This is a genomic window from Actinocorallia aurea, from assembly GCF_054783995.1.
In genome coordinates this window covers 744,594-761,956 of sequence record NZ_BAAGPQ010000012.1, presented here as the reverse complement: position 1 = coordinate 761,956, position 17,363 = coordinate 744,594, and the positions used below count along the sequence as shown (strand labels likewise).

Below are 17,363 nucleotides of genomic sequence, written 5' to 3'. Positions count from 1 at the left end.
ATGGTCGGTGAGGAGGGCCCCGGGCGGATGCGCCGGGGTCCGGCGCTCGGGGGAGGGGCCTTGGCCGAGGTGCTGAAGGACGTCGCGGGGGCGGCGCCGACGCCGGGGGCCGGCGGCGCGGGTCGCGGTCCGGCGCGGCTCGGCGTCGGGACCGTCGTGGTCAATCGCGAACTCGTCGACACCGCGGCCTCGCACGGGCGGTCGAAGCGGCATCTGGAGATCGTGCTCCCGGAGGGCACCACCTACCTGCCGGGCGACTACCTTGCCGTTCTGCCGCCCAACCCCGCGGACGTCGTCGAGCGGGCGCTCGCCAGGTTCGGCCTGGCCCGCGGCACCAGGCTGGTCCCGCGCCCGAAGGCCGGGCCCGTCGCGTCGGAGGGCGACGAGTGCGCCGACCCGGGGCAGCAGCGGCGTGGCGGCGCGCCTCCGTTCGCAGGGGAGCGTCTGACGGCCCGGGAACTCCTCACCGGCCACGTGGCACTGACCGAGCCCGCCACGCGCGGCGGGATCGAGCGGATCGCCGCGGCGACGCCGGCGCACGAGGGCGGCGCCGCCCTGGCCGCGCTGGCGGCCCGCGATCCGGAGGACTCGGCGCGTCGCCCGACGCTGCTGGACCTCGTCGAGGGCCATCCCGCCTGCGCCCTGGATTTCGCCGCGTTCCTCGACCTGCACGCGCCGCTCGTGCCGCGCAGGTACTCCATCTCGTCCTCGCCGCGCTGGGATCCGCGCCGCGTGTCGTTGACGGTCGCGGTGGTGCGCGATCCGTCCGGCGCGTTCGGTTCGGCGTCCACCTATCTGGGCGACGCGGCTCCCGGTACGCCGATGACCGTCGGCGTGGTCGGCTCCGGCAAGGCCTTCCACCCGCCGGAGTCCCTGACGACGCCCCTGGTGATGGCCTGTGCGGGCACCGGTGTGGCCCCCTTCCGCGGCTTCCTCCAGGACCGCGCCGTGCGAGCGCGCGAAGAGGGCGTGACGCCCGCGCCCGCGCTCCTGTTCTTCGGCTGCGACCACCCCGACGTCGACTTCCTCTACCGCGACGAACTGGCCGCCTGGTCGGCGGCAGGCATCGTCGACGTCCGCCCGGCGTTCTCCGCGGCCCCCGAGGACGGCGTCCGCTATGTCCAGGACCGCGTCTGGCGCGACCGCGCCGACGTCATGGAGCTCCTGCGCCGCGACGCGGTCTTCTACGTGTGCGGCGACGGACGCAGAATGGCCCCCGCCGTGGCCGACGCCTGCGCCCGCATCTACGCCGACGCCACCGACGCCACCCCCGCCGAATCCGCCGAATGGCTGGCCCTGCGCCTCCACCACGGCCACCACCGCACGGACGCCTACCTCTGACCGGACCCCGCCATCGCATCACCCGGCGCCGCCCGCGGGAGAGTGCCCGGCCTTCCCACGCCCGCGGTGGCCTTCTCCGTCCTCCTCGTGCTCACGTGGGCGCAGGTGCTCCTCTTCGTGCTCATGCCGCGGCCTCTCTTGGCCGTCATGCTCTTCGACGGTGAGCACCGCTTCGTCATCGAAGACCTCGGCGGTGGCCGGTGCGGCTGCGCCAGAGCGAGGAGTTCGGCGGCATGGCGGTTCTTCCGCGGCTCCCCGCGCTTCGAGGGAGGGGGCCGGGCGGGTCCGGCAGAATGGGGCGCGTCGTCGGAGGTGTGGAGGTGGGGATGGGGCTCGGGTGGATGCCGCCGTCGTTTTCGTATCGGACGTTCGCGGCGTTCTTCGCTGATCTGGCAGGGAGGGGGGCGCTGCCCGCGCGGTTCGATCTGAGCGCGGTGGCGGGGTATCCGCCGTCGATCGGGCCGCAGTTGCTGGACCTGCTGGAGGGGATGGGGCTGCTGGACGGGGACGGGGCCGTGGTGCCCGGGCGGATGCGTGAGGTCGTCGGCCGGGAGGCCGCGCGGCGGGAGTTCCTCACCGGCTGGGCGCGCGACCTGTACGCCGAGCAGTTGCGGCTGGTGGACGGCGGGGCGGGGGCCGAGGCGCTGCGCGCCAGTTTCGCGGAGTTCGGCTACAAGCAGCACAAGGTGCCGCGCGCGGTCCAGTTCTTCCACGCGCTGCGCGCCGATCTGGGGCTCACCGCCCGCTGACGCCGCCCGGCGGACGGATCAGGGTCGGTGCGCCGCGGCCATGATGGGGCCGGGCACGGGGCGGTCGGCGCGGGCGACGTCCTCGGCCGGCCAGTTGACGAAGGGCGCCGCGGAAGCGTGGTCGTGCCAGTCGCGCACGGAGGCGGTGGGCACGGTGAGCCGGCACGTGCGGTGGGCGCCGGCCTGGTCGTAGCGGGGGCCGTCGAGGGCGACGCGGCGCGTCCAGCCCCGGCCCAGGGCGTCGCGGCACCAGACCAGGTCGCCCTCGGCGACCTGGGGGAGCACCCCGGTGAACGGCAGCAGCTCCGGCCGGTCGCGGGGCGGCGGGACGCTCCGGCGCGGCGCCGCCCCGGCGGAGGCCGTGCGGCGGGGCGGAACCCCTCGGCGCGCCGAGCCCGCCGACGCCGCGCCGGACGAGGCGGCTTCCGAGAAGGCGTCGCCGGCCCCTTCGCCGGTCGCGGGGCGGGCGTCGGATGCTGCCGGACGCGGCATGCGCGGATCCCCTCTCCTCGCGCCGGGTGTTCCGGCGCGACGGGACGGCCGGAAGTGACTGAGGCGACCCTATCCACGACGACGTTGTAGTAGATAGGGAATCCCAGCCGGTATGGGAAACTGGCCGCACTCCCCGCCGAGAGGTGACCGATGTTCGACAGTTTCGCCTGCTCCGCAGTAGCGGCTCCCGTCCTGGCGACCTGGCCTCCGGCGGACCGGCTGCGTCCCGGGTTCGCCGCGCACGTGTTCGCCTGGTGCGCCGTGGCGGCGGCCGCGTGCGCCCTGGTGAACGTGCTCGCGTTCGTACTGAAGGCGCCGGCCGGGCTCTCGGCCGTCGCGGCGTGGGGAGGCCGGCCGGCGGAGGCCGCGCACGTGCCCTGGGCCACGGGCCTTTCGGTGGTCTGGTTCGCGGTGAGCGTGGTCGGGGTCCTGCTCGGCTGGCGGCGCTACCGCGCGTCCCTGCGCGGCACCTCGCAGGACGTCGCGCATCCGGACTCCGAGCACGGCGAGGACGACGTGGTGGTCGTCCCGGACGATCGGGTGGAAGCGTTCGCGCTGCCCGGGCGGCCGGTCGCGGAGGTCGCCCACCTGGTGGAGCGCGCGGCTGACGAGGAGGCCGCTCTGGCCGCGTTCGGGAGGCCGGTCGGCCTGGTCGCGATGGGCTCGGGAGTCGTGCCGCGGCGGATGGCCGCGGTGGCGGGCCGCGAGGTGCGGCGCCGCTGGGCGCTCGCGGTGCCTGTGCTGCTCGCCGCGAGCACCGTCGTGTAGACGGGCGAGCACGCTTACGACTTCCACGAGCTGCTCGCCTACCCCGACTGACGCACGGCTTCTTTTGTCTGGTTCCTAAATCCTTGACAGGATTTGTCGGCCACTCCAAGCTGGGTGGAGTTAGCTTAGCCTTACCTAACTGGAGGCCGTGTCCATGTCCACCAACCCCTTCGACGACGAGAACGGCACCTTCCTCGTCCTGGTCAACGCCGAGGGCCAGCACTCCCTGTGGCCTGTGTTCGCCGACGTCCCCGCGGGCTGGACCACCGCGCACGGCCCCGACACTAGGCAGGCCTGCCTGGACCACGTCGAACGGAACTGGACCGACATGCGCCCGGCGAGCCTCGTCGCCGCCACCGAGGGACGCTCGGCCTGACCCAGGCCCACGCGCGACGCCGACGGGGAACCGGGAGAGGCCCGGTCAGGCCTCCCCGGCCTCGGGGTCCCCGGCTTCAGGGTCCTCCGCTTCGAGATCGGCCAGCATCCGCCGGACGAGCCGTTCTTCGTCGTCCGGCAGGGATCCGACGAAGCGGGTGAGGACCACGGCGCGGTCGGGTCGGCCGTCGAGGAGCTGGTGCATCCGCCGCACGGCGAGGCCAGTCTCGTCGGCGACGGGCCGGTAGGCGAAGGCCCGGCCGCGCCGCGCGCGCTCCAGGACGCCCTTGCCCGCCAGGCGCACCAGGCTCGTGAGCACCGTCGTGTAGGCGAGGGAGCCGCCGAGGGTCTCGCGTACCTCGCGCGGCGTGAGCGCGCGGTCCGCGGCCTGCAGTGCCGCCATGATCTCCCGCTCCAGGTCCCCGGGCGCCCGTCTTTCGCCGCCCATCGCGCACCTCCCGCGCCGCGTCCCGACCGAAGCAGTGTTCCACGGGAGCGTCCATGATCGGCGCCGCCGAAGTTCCCGAATCCGGTGTGACCTCCGGCTCGTCCGCGCCATGCGTCCGCGGAAACCCCTGGGCCCGCCGAATCGTTGTGCCCATGGGCGCGTGGACCGTTCCGCCTGCCGACTGCGATCTGCGACGCCGCGGGATGACGCCCGCGGCGCATCCACCCCTACGAAAGGTGTCTTACATGGCCGTGTCGATGGTCAAGGGCCAGCGGATCTCGCTGGAGAAGCCCGGCGGAGGCGGCGGCCTCACCCGGGTCCGGATGGGCCTCGGCTGGGACGCCGTCAAGAAGAAGGGCTTCTTCGGCTCGCGCGACCAGGAGATCGACCTCGACGCCACGGTCGTGGCCTTCGCCGGCGACCAGATCGCCGATGTCGTCTACTTCGGCCAGCTCACCAGCCGCGACGGCTCGATCCGGCACACCGGCGACAACCGGACGGGCGCGGGCGACGGCGACGACGAGTCGATCCTGGTCGATCTGTCCCGCCTCCCCGTCCACGTGACGTCCCTGGTGTTCGTGGTGAACTCCTTCCAGGGCCAGACCTTCAACGAGGTCGCCAACGCCTTCTGCCGCCTGGTCGACGACACGAACGGCACCGAGATGGCCCGCTACACCCTCACCGGCGGCGGAGGCCACACCGCGATGGTGATGGCCCGCATCTACCGCCACGGCGACGCCTGGAAGATGAACGCGATCGGCGAGCCCGGCATGGGCCGCACGTTCCAGGACATCCTTCCCACCCTGGCCACCCACGCCTGACGCCCCGCCGCGGCGGCTCCCCTTCCCCGGAGCCGCCGCGCATCCGGCTTTCATAGACTGCCAGGCAGAAGCGGGGAGAGGCGGTGCGCGGTGGCGGGGGTGCCGGAGGTCGGGACCAACTCGGTCCTCGGCAAGGTGGCGGCGGTGCTGTTCGCGTTCACGGCCGACGACCACGGGGTGAGCCTCGCCGAGCTGGGACGGCGGACCGGGATCCCGAAGGGGACGCTGCACAGGATCGTGGGGGACATGGTCGACGTCCGGCTGCTGGAGCGGACGGGGCGCGGGTACCGGCTGAGCGGGCAGGTGTTCCAGCTCGGCATGCGGGCGTCGGTCGAGCGGGGGCTCGTGGAGGTCGCGACGCCGTTCATGGAGGACCTCTACGAGCGGACCCATGAGACCGTCCACCTGGGGGTGCTGGAGGGCGCCGAGGTCGTGTACGTCTCCAAGCTGGGCGGGCACCGGCAGGCGACGTCGCCGTCGCGGATCGGCGGGCGGATGCCCGCGCACTGCACCGCGATCGGCAAGGCGCTGCTGGCGTTCTCGCCGCCCGACGTGCTCGCCGGGGTCCTCGACGGGGAACTGGTCCGCCGGACGCCCCGGACGATCACCGCGCCTGGGCTGCTGCGCAAGCAGATCGAGCGGATCCTGGAGGCCAGGGTCTCGTTCGAGTACGAGGAGTCGGCCACCGGGATCGTCTGCGTGGCCGCGCCCATCCTGGACCCCTTCGACCGGCCCGTCGCGGCGGTCAGCGTCACCGGGCCCGTGTCGCGGTTCCGGCCGGAGGCCCACCAGATGTCGGTGAAGGCCGCCGCGGCGGGCATCTCCGGGACCCTCGCGCGGCGCGCCGCGCTCATCGCCGACCCCGACTGACGGCCCGCCCCGCAGGGGCCGCGCGAAGACGGTTCCACTGAGTGGAACATCAGGGTGGGCGCCCGGCCGCCTCATCGGTGATCGTGGGGTCATCCCACCTACACCCGAGGACCGTGATGACGCTCGACGCCACCCCGACCGGCCAGGACCGCGAGGCCGCCGTGACCGCCGCCGCCGCGCGCCTGGAGGCCGCCCAGGACCAGCTGGCGCCTTGCGCCCCCGTGCGCGACGTGCTCGGCACCACCGACCTAGAACTCGCCTACGCCGTCCAGCAGCGGCTCGCCGAGCACCGCCTGGCCGCGGGCGCGGTCGTGTCCGGCCGCAAGATCGGCCTGACCTCCCCGGCCGTGCAGCAGCAGCTCGGCGTCGACCGCCCCGACTTCGGCGTGCTGTTCGCCGACATGGACGTCTCCGGCACTGAGGTCGCCACCGCGAACCTGCTCCAGCCCAAGGTCGAGGCCGAGGTCGCGTTCGTCCTCAAGGCCGACCTCGACGGCGAGATCAACGGTGTCGCGGACGTCCGCCCGGCCGTCGACTACGCCGTCGCCGCCCTGGAGATCGTCGACAGCCGCGTCGAGAACTGGGACATCCGGATCACCGACACGATCGCCGACAACGGCTCCAGCGCGCTGTACGTCCTCGGTGACAAGAAGCTCACCCTCGACGAGTTCGCGCCGATCGACGTCGCCATGGAGCTGTACGCCGACGACGTCCTGGCCTCCCAGGGCAACGGGGCCGCGTGCCTCGGCGACCCCCTCGAAGCCCTGGTGTGGCTGGCCCGCACCGCCCGCGACCTCGGCGAGCCGCTGCGGGCCGGCCAGGTGATCCTGTCCGGCGCCCTCGGCCCGATGGTCCCCGTCACCCCCGGCAGCGTGTACCGCGCCGAGCTGTCCGCGCTCGGCACCGTCACCGCGGCCTTCGCGAAGTAGAGGAAGACCCCATGAGCGAGCAGAAGAAGACCAAGGTGGCGGTGATCGGCTCCGGCAACATCGGAACCGACCTGATGATCAAGGTGATCCGCCTGTCGAAGACCCTGGAGATGGGCGCGATGGTCGGCATCGACCCCGACTCCGACGGCCTCGCCCGCGCCCGCCGCATGAAGGTCCCGACCACCCACGAGGGCGTCGACGGCCTGATCGCGATGGACGGGTTCGACGAGATCGACATCGTCTTCGACGCCACCTCCGCGAAGGCCCACCTGTCGAACGCGGCGAAGCTGAAGCCGTTCGGCAAGAAGCTCGTCGACCTGACCCCGGCCGCGATCGGCCCGTACGTCGTCCCGGTCGTGAACCTGGAGGAGCACCTGGAGGCCGAGGCCGACAACGTCAACATGGTGACGTGCGGCGGTCAGGCCACCATCCCGGTCGTGCACGCGATCTCCCGGGTGACGCCCGTCGCCTACGCCGAGATCGTCGCCTCGATCTCCTCGCGCTCGGCCGGCCCCGGCACCCGCGCCAACATCGACGAGTTCACCGAGACGACGTCGAAGGCGATCGAGCAGGTCGGCGGCGCGGGACGCGGCAAGGCCATCATCGTCCTCAACCCCGCCGAACCGCCGATGATCATGCGGGACACCGTGTTCGCGCTCATCGGCGACGCCGACCAGGGCGAGATCAAGGCGTCGATCGAGAAGATCGTCGGTGAGGTCGCCGAGTACGTCCCGGGCTACCGGCTCAAGCAGGAGGTCCAGTTCACGCCGATCGCGGCGGACGAGCCGGTGCACACCCTCCTGCCCGAGGGCGCGCCCGCCGTCACGACCAAGGTCCAGGTGTTCCTTGAGGTCGAGGGCGCGGCCCACTACCTGCCCGCCTACGCCGGGAACCTCGACATCATGACCTCCGCCGCCCTGCGCGCCGCCGAGCGGTTCGCGGAGGTGTCGAAGTGAGCCCGGAAATGGTGAGCACGGAGAAGAAGATGACCCCGAAGCTGTACATCCAGGACGTCACCCTGCGGGACGGCATGCACGCCGTTCGGCACCGCATAGACCCCGGGAACGTCGCGAAGATCGTCGCGGCGCTGGACGCGGCGGGCGTCGCCGCGATCGAGGTCGCGCACGGCGACGGCCTCGCGGGCGGCTCCCTCAACTACGGGCCCGGCTCGCACACCGACTGGGAGTGGATCGAGGCCGCCGCCGCGAACATCTCCCGCGCGAAGCTGACGACCCTGCTGCTGCCGGGGATCGGCACGATCGAGGAGCTCAAGCACGCCTACAGCCTGGGCGTCCGCTCGATCCGGATCGCGACCCACTGCACCGAGGCCGACATCTCCGCCCAGCACATCGCCGCCGCCCGGGATCTCGGCATGGACGTGTCGGGCTTCCTGATGATGAGCCACATGGCCCCGGCCGAGAAGCTCGCCGAGCAGGCGAAGCTGATGGAGTCCTACGGCGCGCACTGCGTCTACGTCACCGACTCCGGCGGCCGGCTCACCATGGACGGCGTGCGCGAGCGCGTCCGCGCCTACAAGAAGGTGCTGAACCCGGAGACCGAGATCGGCATCCACGCCCACCAGAACCTGTCGCTGTCGGTGGCGAACTCGGTGGTGGCGGTCGAGGAGGGCGTGACCCGCGTGGACGCCTCCCTCGCCGGGCACGGCGCGGGCGCGGGCAACGCCCCGATCGAGCCGTTCATCGCCGTCGCCGATCTCCAGGGCTGGGACCACGGCTGTGACCTGTTCGCCCTCCAGGACGCCGCCGACGACCTGGTGCGCCCGCTCCAGGACCGCCCCGTCCAGGTGGACCGCGAGACGCTGACGCTCGGCTACGCGGGCGTCTACTCCAGCTTCCTGCGCCACGCCGAGGCCGCCTCCGTCCGGTTCGGCATCGACGTCCGGACGATCCTCGTCGAGGTCGGCCGCCGCAACCTCGTCGGCGGCCAGGAGGACATGATCATCGACATCGCCCTCGACCTGAAGGCCCAGGCCGCGTCGGCCTGACCGCTCACGACCGCCCCGGCAGACCGTCCTGCCGGGGCGGTCGCGCGTTTCACCCCGATATCCTGGCGGCCGCGAAAAGGGGGACAGCGGGTGGCGAGCACGCAGAACGGTCCGGAACTGAGGATCGACGGCGAGGTGCGCGCGCCTGGCCCGCTCTCGATGGACGGGTTGCGCGCTCTGCCGCAGCACACCGCGGAGCTGGTCTTCTCCTGCGGCGGCAAGGGCGTCCGGCGGCACACCTGCACGGGCCCGCTGCTGCGCGACGTCGTGGCCGCCGCAGACCCCGAGCCCGCCCACGGCGACCGCATGCACCGCCTCCGCTACCGCCTGGTGCTCACCGCCTCCGACGGCCACCGCGTCGTCCTGTCCTGGGGCGAGCTCGATCCCGACTTCGGCGCCGCCCCCATGCTTCTGGCCGTCACCCGCGACGGCACCCCCCTCGACCCCGAGGGCCCCCAGCTCGCCGTCCCCGCCGACCGCTGCGGCGCCCGCTCCCTCACTCGCGTCACCACCCTCACCGTCCGCACCGACGCCTGACGAGTCGGGCGGCGGCTCCGTCAGAGGTCGTCGGCCGGGTCCCGGGCGAAGGCGGAGGGGGATTCGGCGAGGGTGCGGATCTGGGGGCGGGTGAGGGTGCGGCCGCGGGCGTACCAGGTCTGGAAGTCGGCCGGGGGAAGGGCCGCGCGGACTGCGGCGGCCTGGCGGGGCGCGTCGAGTGGGTCCATCTCGGTGGGGGAGAAGCCGACACGGGAGCCGTGGTGGTCGGCCGCGCCGAGCAGCATCGCGCCGTCGGCGGGCCGCCCGCAGGCGGTGAGGGCGGCGGCGAGGGTGTGCACGGCGACCACCCAGGAGGTGACGTCGCCGTTCTCGTCCAGCCGCAGCAGCATGTCCCAGCTGCCCTCCATCGCCCGTTCGGGCTCGCCGAGATCCATGTCGATCTTGGCGAGCAGCCACAGCGACGAGCACTGGATGAACACATAGCCGCACCTCTCGGCGACCTCGACCGACTCGGCGAGATGCGCCCGCGCCTCGGAGACGAGCCCTGCGAACCGCAGCAGCATGCCGGTGATCATCAGGCCTTCGGACACGAGCCAGTCCTGGTGCTGCTCGCGGGCCAGGTCCAGCCCGGCCCGGGCCAGGTCGATGAAGTCGGCGTCGCCGCACAGCGCGTCGAAGAGCGCGCGGTGCAGCATCGCCTCGGCGATGATCTCGGGGTGCTCCAGCGCGTGGCCCGCGCGGATCGCGTCGTCGGCGGCGCGCCGGGCGTTCGCGAAGTCGCCCGCGAGGTACGACAGCCGGGCCTCGGCGAGAAGGGTGGGCGCCCGAAGATCGGGGCCGGCAGACGGGCTGAGCTGGATCGCGGACTTGATCCAGCCGAGGCCCTCGGCGACGATGCCCTGCGCGTACCAGAACCAGCTCAGCAGCCCGGCCAGCCGCAGCGCGTAGTCGCCGTCGCCGACGAGCAGCGCGGAGGTCAGCGCGAAACGGTGCTCGGGCTGCTGGGCGTGCAGCCGGCGCACGACCGCGCCGGACCGGTGTCCGCGCAGCTGGGGTTCGGCGGCCTCGGCCTCGGCCAGCACCCAGGCCCGGTGCGCCGCCTGGACGTCGGGGTCGAGCCGGCCGCCGGTGAACTCGCGGATCGTCTCCAGCAGCCGGTAGCGGCGCGGCGAGGTGCCCGCCTCGACGGCGACGAGCGACTTGCGGACGAGCCCGGCCAGCTCCGGCATCACCTGCTTGCCGCAGATCGCGATCGCCGCGTCGAGGTCGAAGGCCGAGGCGAATACACCGAGCCGGTGCAGGACGGTCCGCTCGGCGGGGGAGAGCAGGTCGTGGCTCCACTCGACGGCGGCGAGAAGGGTGCGGTGTCTGGCGGGGCCGGGCCCGTCGCGCAGCACCGCGAACCTGTCCTCCAGCGATTCGGCGATCTGCTGGACCGACAGCATCCGGCACTGGGCGGCGGCCAGCTCGATCGCCAGCGGCAGCCCGTCGAGCTGCCGGCACAGGGCGCGGACGTGGAACTCCTCTGCGGCGTCCGGCGCCCAGCCCGGTTGTGCCGCGGCGACGCGGGCGACGAACAGTTCGCGGCCGTCGTCGGCAGGCAGCGGCCGCACCTCGTAGAGGGCCTCGCCGGGCAGGTTCAGTGTCTCGCGGCTGGTCGCCAGGACCCGCAGGCCGCCCGCCCTGGCCAGCAGGGCGCCGACGGCTTCGCGCACCTCCGCGACGAGGTGCTCGCAGTTGTCGAGGACCAGCAGCAGCCGGCGGTCGCCGAGGATCTCGCCCAGCCGCTCCGCGGTGGTGGCCCCGGCGACGCCGAGGGCGCCCGCGAGCGTCACCGCGAGGAGCGAGGCGTCCTCCAGCTCGGCGAGCTCGACGAGCCAGGGGCCGTCGGTGTCGGGGCGGGCGTGCGCGGTCTCCAGGGCGAGCCGGGTCTTGCCGATGCCGCCCGGCCCAGTGAGGGTGACCAGCCGGTGCTCGGCCAGCAGGGCCTCGACCCGCGCGGGCTCCCCGCTGCGTCCGACGAACCGGGACAGCGCGTGCGGCAGGTTGCGTCCGCGCGGCTTGGACACGGCGACGGGCGCGGCCTCGACCTGCTCCTCCTGGGCGAGGATCGCGGCCTCGAGCCGGCGCAGGGCGGGACCGGGGTCGATCCCGAGCTCCTCGGCGAGGACCGCGCGCGCCCGGCGGAGCGCCGCGAGCGCGTCGCCTTGCCTTCCGGCCCGGTACAGCGCCGTCGCCAGCAGCTCCCAGCCGCGTTCGCTGAGCGGGTGCTCCAGGGTGTGCTTGTCCAGGTCCCCGACGAGCGACCCGTCGCCGCCGTGGGCGAGACGCGCCTCGTACAGGTGCTCGGCGGCCGTCAGCCGCAGCCCCTCCAGCCGCGCCCGCTCGGGGGCCGCGAAGGCGAAATCCCCGAACTCCGCGTACGGCTCGCCCCGCCACAGCGCCAGCGCCCGGGTGAGCACGGGAGCCGCGTCGCCGGGCCGCCCCGCGGCGAGCAGGTCCGCGCCCTCGCCGACGAGCCCGGCGAACTCCTCGGCGTCGACCTCGGCCGATCCGGCCCGCAGGAGGTACCCGTTGCCCTCGCGCATGATGGTCCGCGCCTCACCGGGCGCCTTCCCCGGCTCCAGGATTCGCCGGAGCACCGACACGTACGACTTCAGCGTCCCGCTCGCGGGCGCCTCACCGTCGCCCCAGACGTCGGCGAGGATCCGCTCCTGCGACACCGCGCGGCCGCCGGCCGCGACCAGGACCGCGAGGACGGCCCGCTGCCGCGGCCCGCCGAGGGAGACCCGCTCGCCGTCGACCGTCGCCGCCATGGGTCCGAGGACCCCGATCCTCACCGCCACCTGCGCGCCCTCTTCCCACTGCCGGAATCCGCCCAGAATGCCACTGGAGATCCGCGGCAGTCCACCGGCGGAGGGATCAGGCCCGCTGGAGTTCGGGCGCGGCGGCGGAGCGCTCGGGAGCGGGCTCGGCGGCAGGGGGGCCCGCGAAGAGCGCGGACGTGGTGGCGGCGGCCAGCACGAGCACTATGGCGGCGACGGTGGCGACGGTGAGGGGCTGGTCGAGGAAGAAGGCGCCGACGAGGGCCGCCGCGGCGGGTTCGAGGGCCAGCAGGACGCTGAAGGTCTTCTTCGGCAGGCGGGCCAGGGCGGAGATCTCGGCGGCGTAGGGGATGGCGGACGCCAGGAGTGCGACGAACAGGGCGTAGGCCAGGATCCCCGGGTCGAGCATCGCCGATCCCGCGCCCATGATGCCGAACGGCAGGGTGATGAGGGCGGCGAGGCCCATGCCGGCGGCGGCCCCGCCCGCGCCCTCGCCGGTGGCGGCCATCCGGGAGCCCGCGAGGACGTACAGGGCCCAGAAGACGCCCGCGGCGAGGGCGAAGGCGAGGCCCACGGGGTCGAGCGGGCCCGTCGGCGGGTGCTGGACGCCCAGCAGCACGATGCCCGCGACGGCCATGGCGACCGGCAGGAGGTCGCGGGTCCTGCGGGAGAGCAGGACCGCGAGGGTGAGCGGCCCGATGAACTGCACGGTGACCGAGACGCCCAGCGGGATCCGGGCGATCGACTCATAGAAGAGCCCGTTCATCCCCGCCATGGCGAGGCCGAGGAGGAGCACGGACCGCAGCCGGTGGCCGTCCCAGCGGTGCAGCGCGGGCCGGGTGAGGGCCAGCAGGAGCAGCGACGCGAGCGTGAGCCGCAGCGCCGTGGTCGCGGCGGGGCCGATGCGCGGGAAGAGCGCGGACGCGACTCCCGCGCCGGCCTGGAGGGACAGCACGGACGTCAGCATCAGGGCGACGCCGACGGCCGAGCCGGAGCGGGCGCGGCGGACGGACGCGGGCAGGTTCACGGGCGGAGGCTTCCTGATCGAGGGGTGATGCGGACATCGTCTGACGCGGCATCCATTCAGGTCCAGCGCACGTTTGTGTGGCATATCGTTAAGCTGAACTGATGGTTTGGGAGGGCACGTGCTGGATCTGCACCGGCTGCGGCTGCTGCGCGAACTGCGCCACCGGGGCACGCTCGCGGCGGTCGCCGAAGCGCTCTCGTACAGCCCTTCGGCGATCTCCCAGCAGCTCGCCCAGCTGGAGACCGAGACCGGCGTCGTGCTGCTGGAGCGGGACGGACGCAGGGTGCGGCTGACCGAGCAGGCCGAGATCCTCGTCCGGCACACCGAGAAGGTGCTCGGCCAGCTGGAGCTGGCCGAGGCGGAGCTCGCCGCGTCCCTGCGCGAGGTAGGCGGCCAGCTGAGGGTCGCGGTCTTCCAGACCGCCGCGCTCGCCCTCGTGCCCGCCGCGGTCACCGAGCTGGCCGCCGCCCATCCCGGGCTGCGGCTGCGCATCCGCCAGCTCGACGCCGAGGAGGCGCTGCCCGCCCTGCAGGCCCGCGACTTCGACCTCGTGGTGGGCGAGGACTACCCCGACGAGTCCCAGCCGAAGTATCCCGGCCTGTCCTGGCGGCCCCTCGGGAAGGACCCGCTGCGCCTCGCCGTCCCCGCCTCGTTCGCCGCGAAGGGCCTGGCGGACCTCGCGGGCGTCCCGATGGCGATGGAGCCGGAGGGGACGGTGCCGCGGCGCTGGGCGCAGAGCATCTGCCGCAAGGCGGGATTCGAGCCGGATGTCAGGTTCGAGTCGACCGACATGCTGCTGCACGCCAGGCTCGTCGAGACCGGCCACGCCGCCTCGATCCTGCCCGACCTGCTGTGGGCCTCGGCCCCCGTCGCGCCCCGCCTGATCGCGCTGCCCGGCGCGCCCGCCCGCACGATCTTCACCGCGGTCCGCGAGGGCGCCGAGGACCATCCGGCCGTGACCGCCTGCCGGGCCGCCCTGGCCGGCTCCCTCGCCGCGCTGCGCGGCGCGCTGGCGCTCGACGGAGCGTGAGCGCCTAGACTTTCCCGGCGACGGCCTCCGCCCGGAGGCGGCGAGAGCGGGGGGAGCACGGCCATGCCCCGTCCCGCGCGCATCCAGGACGTCGCCGCCGCCGCGGGCGTCTCGGTCTCCACGGTCTCCAACGTGCTGAACCGGCCGGAGCGGGTGAACGCCGCGACCGTCGAGCGGGTCCGCGCCGTCGTCGCGGACCTCGACTACGTCCCGCACCCGGGGGCGGCGGGCCTGCGCGCCGCGCACGCCCGCTCGATCGGGCTCGTCCTGCCCGACATAGCCAACTCCTTCTACGCGCGCATCGCCCGCGGCGCGGCCGACGCCGCCTACCGCCACGGCTACGCGCTGTCCCTCTGCCACAGCGGCGACGATCCCGCGCGGGAGGCCGAGTACTTCTCGATGCTGGTCGCGCAGCGGGCCAGCGGCGTCGTCGTGGCGCCGATGGAGGCCGGCACCGGGCGGCTGGAGCGCCTGCGCCGCCGGGGCGTGCCGCTGGTCCTCGCCGACCGGACCAGGCCGACCGCCGAGGGCTGCTCGGTCTCCGTGGACGACGTCGCGGGCGGCGCCCTGGCCGTCGCCCACCTGATGGACTTCGGCGCGCGCTCGGTGCTCGTGGTGAACGGGCCGCGGGAGATCCGGCAGTGCGCCGACCGGTACCAGGGCGCGCGCCAGGCGGCCCGGCGGTTCCGCGGCGCGGTCCTGGAGCAGGCGGTGCTGCCCCGGATGACCGTGGAGTGCGGGTACGAGGCGGGCCTGACGATCGAGACGGTCCCCGACGCGGTGTTCTGCACGAACGACTTCCTGGCCGTCGGCGTGCTGCGAGCGCTGACCGAGCGGGGCCTGTCGGTGCCCGGCGACGTCCGGCTCGTCGGCTACGGCGACCTGGACGCGGCGGGCGTCGCCGCCCTGACGACCGTCCGCCAGCCCGTCGAGGAACTCGGCGAGGCCGCGATCGAGCTGCTCCTGGACGAGGTCGAGGCGGGTCCCGACCACGTCCACGAGGCCCGCGTCTTCGCCCCGTCGCTCGTGGTCCGCGCCAGCGCGCCCTGACCGAGCCGAGCCCCGGCCTCCCTCGCCCCCATGCTCAAGATCATTTTAAAAAACGTTTTACATCATCAGGAGGGGCTCGATCACGCCCATCCGCCTGAGATACAGGGCTTTTCGACGATCGGGTCGGCCGATCGAGTGTGTTCCACGGCCTGGACCGTACTCTTTGGCCAGCCCAGAGGTTGTAAAAACGTTCTACAACGCCTATCGTCGCCCAGGCCGGACCAAGGCCGCCGTGTCCGCGGTGCCACCGTCCGGCGCCCGCCCCGCCAGCACGAAAGGGACCCGTCTCGATGACCTCCCCCGCCCGCACCCCGGTTCTCGACCTCCTCGCCCCCATCACCCGGCGCAAGACCCGCGTCGGGCTCGTCGCGGGCGGTCTCGGCACCTACTGGCCGCAGTTCCCCGGCCTGCTGCCGCAGCTCCAGGAGAGCGCGCGGTACGTCGCCGAGAGGTTCCAGGAGATGGACGCCGAGGTCACCGACGTCGGCTTCATCTCCGACGCCCAGGAGGGCGCCGCCGCGGCCGAGAAGCTGCGCAAGGCCGACTGCGACCTGATCGTCCTGTTCCTCACGACGTACCTGACGTCCTCGATGGTCCTGCCGATCGCCCAGCGCGCGAACACCCCCGTCCTCGTCATCGACCTCCAGCCGACCGAGAAGATGGACCACACCGCGTTCGACACCGGCGCGTGGCTCGCCTACTGCGGCCAGTGCCCGGTGCCCGAGGTAGGCAACGTGTTCCGCCGCGCGGGCATCCCCTTCCGCTCGGTCTCCGGCTGGCTGAAGCAGGAGTCGGCCTGGGCGCGGATCGGCCAGTGGATCGGCGCCGCGCACGTCCGGGCCGCCCTCCGGCACGCCCGCCACGGCCTCATGGGCCACCTGTACCCGGGCATGCTCGACGTCTCCACCGACCTGACCCTGCTGCCCGCGACGTTCGGCTCCCACGTCGAGGTGCTGGAGTTCGACGACCTGCGGCACCGCGTCGAGAAGGTCACCGAGGCCGAGACCCGCGCCCGCATGGACCTCGCCCGCCAGATCTTCACCCTCGACGACACCGTCGTGGAGGAGGACTTCGCCTGGGGCGCCACAGTCTCGGTCGCCCTGGACCGCCTCGTCGAGGACTTCGAACTCGACACCCTCGCCTACTACCACCGCGGCCTCGACGGCGAGCAGCACGAGCGGCTCGGCGCGGGCATGATCCTCGGCGCGTCCCTCCTGACGGCCCGGGGCGTCCCGGCGACCGGCGAGTACGAGCTGCGCACGACCGTCGCCCAGCTCGCCTCCCAGTCCATCGGCGCGGGTGGCTCCTTCACCGAGATCCAGGCGCTGAACTTCGCCGACAACGTCGTCGAGATGGGCCACGACGGCCCGGCGCACCTGGCCGTCAGCGCCCGCGACCCGCTGCTGCGCGGCCTGGGCGTCTACCACGGCAAGCGCGGCTGGGGCGTCAGCGTCGAGTTCGACGTCCAGCACGGCCCCGTCACCCTGCTCGGCCTCGGCCAGGACGCCGACGGCACCCTGTCCTTCATCGCCTCCGAAGGCACCGTGATCCCCGGCCCGCTCCTGGAGATCGGCAACACCACGAGCCGCGTCGACTTCGGCCGCGACCCGGGCGAATGGGTCGACGCCTGGTCCGCCACCGGCGTCGGCCACCACTGGTCCCTCTCCGTGGGCCACCACGCCGCCGACTACCGCGCCGCCGCCGACCTCCTCGCCATCCCCTACCGCGAGGTCTGACCCCGGACGGACCGCCTCCCCGAAGATCGTTCTAGGATGCGGCCCCATATCCGACGCATCACCCCCCACGCGTCGCCGCTCCCGCTCCGCCCTCGCCGCCTTCGCGGCGGGGGCGTGCCTGCTCGGGACCGGCGCCGTCCTGCTCACCCGGGAACTGACGCGCGAGCCCACCCCCGCCGAACTCTCCGCCGCCGCGGACCGCGAACACCATGAGCGCTGGCGCCTGCGGACGGTCGACGAACTGTTCCCTCCAGAGGTCCCCTACGGGAGGCGGTCGGCCAGGCGGAAGCGCGCAGCAGGCGCGCCGCGCAGGGGTCGCGCCGGAGGCGGACTACCGGGAAGGACTCGACAGTGGGGCGCTGGAGGTCGTCGTCGGGCGCGCCTGCGAGGTCGTCCTGC

17 protein-coding genes are annotated in these 17,363 nt (G+C 73.7%); 13 read left to right on the top strand and 4 right to left on the bottom strand.

What is annotated here, in order from left to right:
- Nucleotides 1-69 precede the first annotated feature (69 nt).
- Together ACYVOM_RS16115 and ACYVOM_RS16110 are read left to right on the top strand one after the other, a co-directional pair.
- Entirely contained in the window at nt 70-1,341 is a 1,272-nt protein-coding gene (locus ACYVOM_RS16115; RefSeq protein ID WP_460304369.1) for a ferredoxin reductase domain-containing protein, read from the top strand.
- Between the two features lie 326 nt (nt 1,342-1,667).
- The gene (locus tag ACYVOM_RS16110; RefSeq protein WP_460304172.1) at nt 1,668-2,090 is read left to right on the top strand and encodes a hypothetical protein; all 423 of its coding nucleotides are present in this window, start codon (nt 1,668-1,670) and stop codon (nt 2,088-2,090) included.
- Between the two features lie 18 nt (nt 2,091-2,108).
- Here ACYVOM_RS16110 and ACYVOM_RS16105 read toward each other — a convergent pair whose 3' ends face one another.
- Complete coding sequence (locus ACYVOM_RS16105; protein WP_460304171.1) at nt 2,109-2,582, bottom strand: hypothetical protein; 474 nt, start codon at nt 2,580-2,582, stop codon at nt 2,109-2,111.
- Nucleotides 2,583-2,732: 150 nt separating this feature from the next.
- Here ACYVOM_RS16105 and ACYVOM_RS16100 point away from each other — a divergent pair, with 150 nt between their 5' ends.
- Nucleotides 2,733-3,350, top strand: a complete 618-nt coding sequence (locus tag ACYVOM_RS16100; RefSeq protein WP_460304170.1) for a hypothetical protein — start codon at nt 2,733-2,735, stop codon at nt 3,348-3,350.
- Between the two features lie 154 nt (nt 3,351-3,504).
- A complete protein-coding gene (locus ACYVOM_RS16095; protein WP_460304169.1) occupies nt 3,505-3,726 on the top strand; it encodes an MbtH family protein in 222 nt (73 codons plus the stop codon).
- Between the two features lie 45 nt (nt 3,727-3,771).
- On the opposite strand, the gene ACYVOM_RS16090 is transcribed toward ACYVOM_RS16095, so the two are convergent.
- Nucleotides 3,772-4,173, bottom strand: coding sequence for a BlaI/MecI/CopY family transcriptional regulator (locus ACYVOM_RS16090; protein ID WP_460304168.1), 402 nt, complete (start codon nt 4,171-4,173; stop codon nt 3,772-3,774).
- A 245-nt stretch (nt 4,174-4,418) separates the two neighbouring features.
- Here ACYVOM_RS16090 and ACYVOM_RS16085 point away from each other — a divergent pair, with 245 nt between their 5' ends.
- The 6 genes from ACYVOM_RS16085 to ACYVOM_RS16060 all read left to right on the top strand — a co-directional run bounded on the left by ACYVOM_RS16085 (nt 4,419) and on the right by ACYVOM_RS16060 (nt 9,335).
- Nucleotides 4,419-4,994, top strand: a complete 576-nt coding sequence (locus ACYVOM_RS16085; protein WP_460304167.1) for a TerD family protein — start codon at nt 4,419-4,421, stop codon at nt 4,992-4,994.
- A 90-nt stretch (nt 4,995-5,084) separates the two neighbouring features.
- The gene (locus ACYVOM_RS16080; protein WP_460304166.1) at nt 5,085-5,864 is read left to right on the top strand and encodes an IclR family transcriptional regulator; all 780 of its coding nucleotides are present in this window, start codon (nt 5,085-5,087) and stop codon (nt 5,862-5,864) included.
- 116 nt (nt 5,865-5,980) lie between these two features.
- Complete coding sequence (locus ACYVOM_RS16075; RefSeq protein ID WP_460304165.1) at nt 5,981-6,793, top strand: 2-keto-4-pentenoate hydratase; 813 nt, start codon at nt 5,981-5,983, stop codon at nt 6,791-6,793.
- Nucleotides 6,794-6,804: 11 nt separating this feature from the next.
- Nucleotides 6,805-7,749, top strand: a complete 945-nt coding sequence (locus tag ACYVOM_RS16070; RefSeq protein ID WP_460304164.1) for an acetaldehyde dehydrogenase (acetylating) — start codon at nt 6,805-6,807, stop codon at nt 7,747-7,749.
- A gap of 29 nt (nt 7,750-7,778) precedes the next feature.
- Complete coding sequence (gene dmpG / locus ACYVOM_RS16065; protein WP_460304163.1) at nt 7,779-8,798, top strand: 4-hydroxy-2-oxovalerate aldolase; 1,020 nt, start codon at nt 7,779-7,781, stop codon at nt 8,796-8,798.
- Nucleotides 8,799-8,888: 90 nt separating this feature from the next.
- Complete coding sequence (locus tag ACYVOM_RS16060; protein WP_460304162.1) at nt 8,889-9,335, top strand: molybdopterin-dependent oxidoreductase; 447 nt, start codon at nt 8,889-8,891, stop codon at nt 9,333-9,335.
- Between the two features lie 20 nt (nt 9,336-9,355).
- Here the strand turns inward: ACYVOM_RS16060 and ACYVOM_RS16055 are convergent, their stop codons facing one another.
- Together ACYVOM_RS16055 and ACYVOM_RS16050 are read right to left on the bottom strand one after the other, a co-directional pair.
- Nucleotides 9,356-12,142, bottom strand: coding sequence for a BTAD domain-containing putative transcriptional regulator (locus ACYVOM_RS16055; protein ID WP_460304161.1), 2,787 nt, complete (start codon nt 12,140-12,142; stop codon nt 9,356-9,358).
- A gap of 76 nt (nt 12,143-12,218) precedes the next feature.
- A complete protein-coding gene (locus ACYVOM_RS16050; RefSeq protein WP_460304160.1) occupies nt 12,219-13,148 on the bottom strand; it encodes an EamA family transporter in 930 nt (309 codons plus the stop codon).
- Nucleotides 13,149-13,266: 118 nt separating this feature from the next.
- Here ACYVOM_RS16050 and ACYVOM_RS16045 point away from each other — a divergent pair, with 118 nt between their 5' ends.
- The 3 genes from ACYVOM_RS16045 to ACYVOM_RS16035 all read left to right on the top strand — a co-directional run bounded on the left by ACYVOM_RS16045 (nt 13,267) and on the right by ACYVOM_RS16035 (nt 16,964).
- Complete coding sequence (locus tag ACYVOM_RS16045) at nt 13,267-14,178, top strand: LysR family transcriptional regulator (protein ID WP_460304159.1); 912 nt, start codon at nt 13,267-13,269, stop codon at nt 14,176-14,178.
- 63 nt (nt 14,179-14,241) lie between these two features.
- Nucleotides 14,242-15,228, top strand: coding sequence for a LacI family DNA-binding transcriptional regulator (locus ACYVOM_RS16040; RefSeq protein ID WP_460304158.1), 987 nt, complete (start codon nt 14,242-14,244; stop codon nt 15,226-15,228).
- A 290-nt stretch (nt 15,229-15,518) separates the two neighbouring features.
- A complete protein-coding gene (locus ACYVOM_RS16035; RefSeq protein WP_460304157.1) occupies nt 15,519-16,964 on the top strand; it encodes an arabinose isomerase in 1,446 nt (481 codons plus the stop codon).
- Nucleotides 16,965-17,363 lie beyond the last annotated feature (399 nt).

What these genes read in the sequence shown, in the direction of transcription:
- ACYVOM_RS16090 (WP_460304168.1), bottom strand. Translation starts at nt 4,173, where the DNA reads ATGGGCGGCGAAAGACGGGCGCCCGGGGACCTGGAGCGGGAGATCATG.
- ACYVOM_RS16085 (WP_460304167.1), top strand. Translation starts at nt 4,419, where the DNA reads ATGGCCGTGTCGATGGTCAAGGGCCAGCGGATCTCGCTGGAGAAGCCC.
- ACYVOM_RS16035 (WP_460304157.1), top strand. Translation starts at nt 15,519, where the DNA reads ATGACCTCCCCCGCCCGCACCCCGGTTCTCGACCTCCTCGCCCCCATC.
- ACYVOM_RS16095 (WP_460304169.1), top strand. Translation starts at nt 3,505, where the DNA reads ATGTCCACCAACCCCTTCGACGACGAGAACGGCACCTTCCTCGTCCTG.
- ACYVOM_RS16110 (WP_460304172.1), top strand. Translation starts at nt 1,668, where the DNA reads ATGGGGCTCGGGTGGATGCCGCCGTCGTTTTCGTATCGGACGTTCGCG.
- ACYVOM_RS16075 (WP_460304165.1), top strand. Translation starts at nt 5,981, where the DNA reads ATGACGCTCGACGCCACCCCGACCGGCCAGGACCGCGAGGCCGCCGTG.
- ACYVOM_RS16070 (WP_460304164.1), top strand. Translation starts at nt 6,805, where the DNA reads ATGAGCGAGCAGAAGAAGACCAAGGTGGCGGTGATCGGCTCCGGCAAC.
- ACYVOM_RS16105 (WP_460304171.1), bottom strand. Translation starts at nt 2,582, where the DNA reads ATGCCGCGTCCGGCAGCATCCGACGCCCGCCCCGCGACCGGCGAAGGG.
- ACYVOM_RS16100 (WP_460304170.1), top strand. Translation starts at nt 2,733, where the DNA reads ATGTTCGACAGTTTCGCCTGCTCCGCAGTAGCGGCTCCCGTCCTGGCG.
- ACYVOM_RS16040 (WP_460304158.1), top strand. Translation starts at nt 14,242, where the DNA reads ATGCCCCGTCCCGCGCGCATCCAGGACGTCGCCGCCGCCGCGGGCGTC.
- dmpG (WP_460304163.1), top strand. Translation starts at nt 7,779, where the DNA reads ATGACCCCGAAGCTGTACATCCAGGACGTCACCCTGCGGGACGGCATG.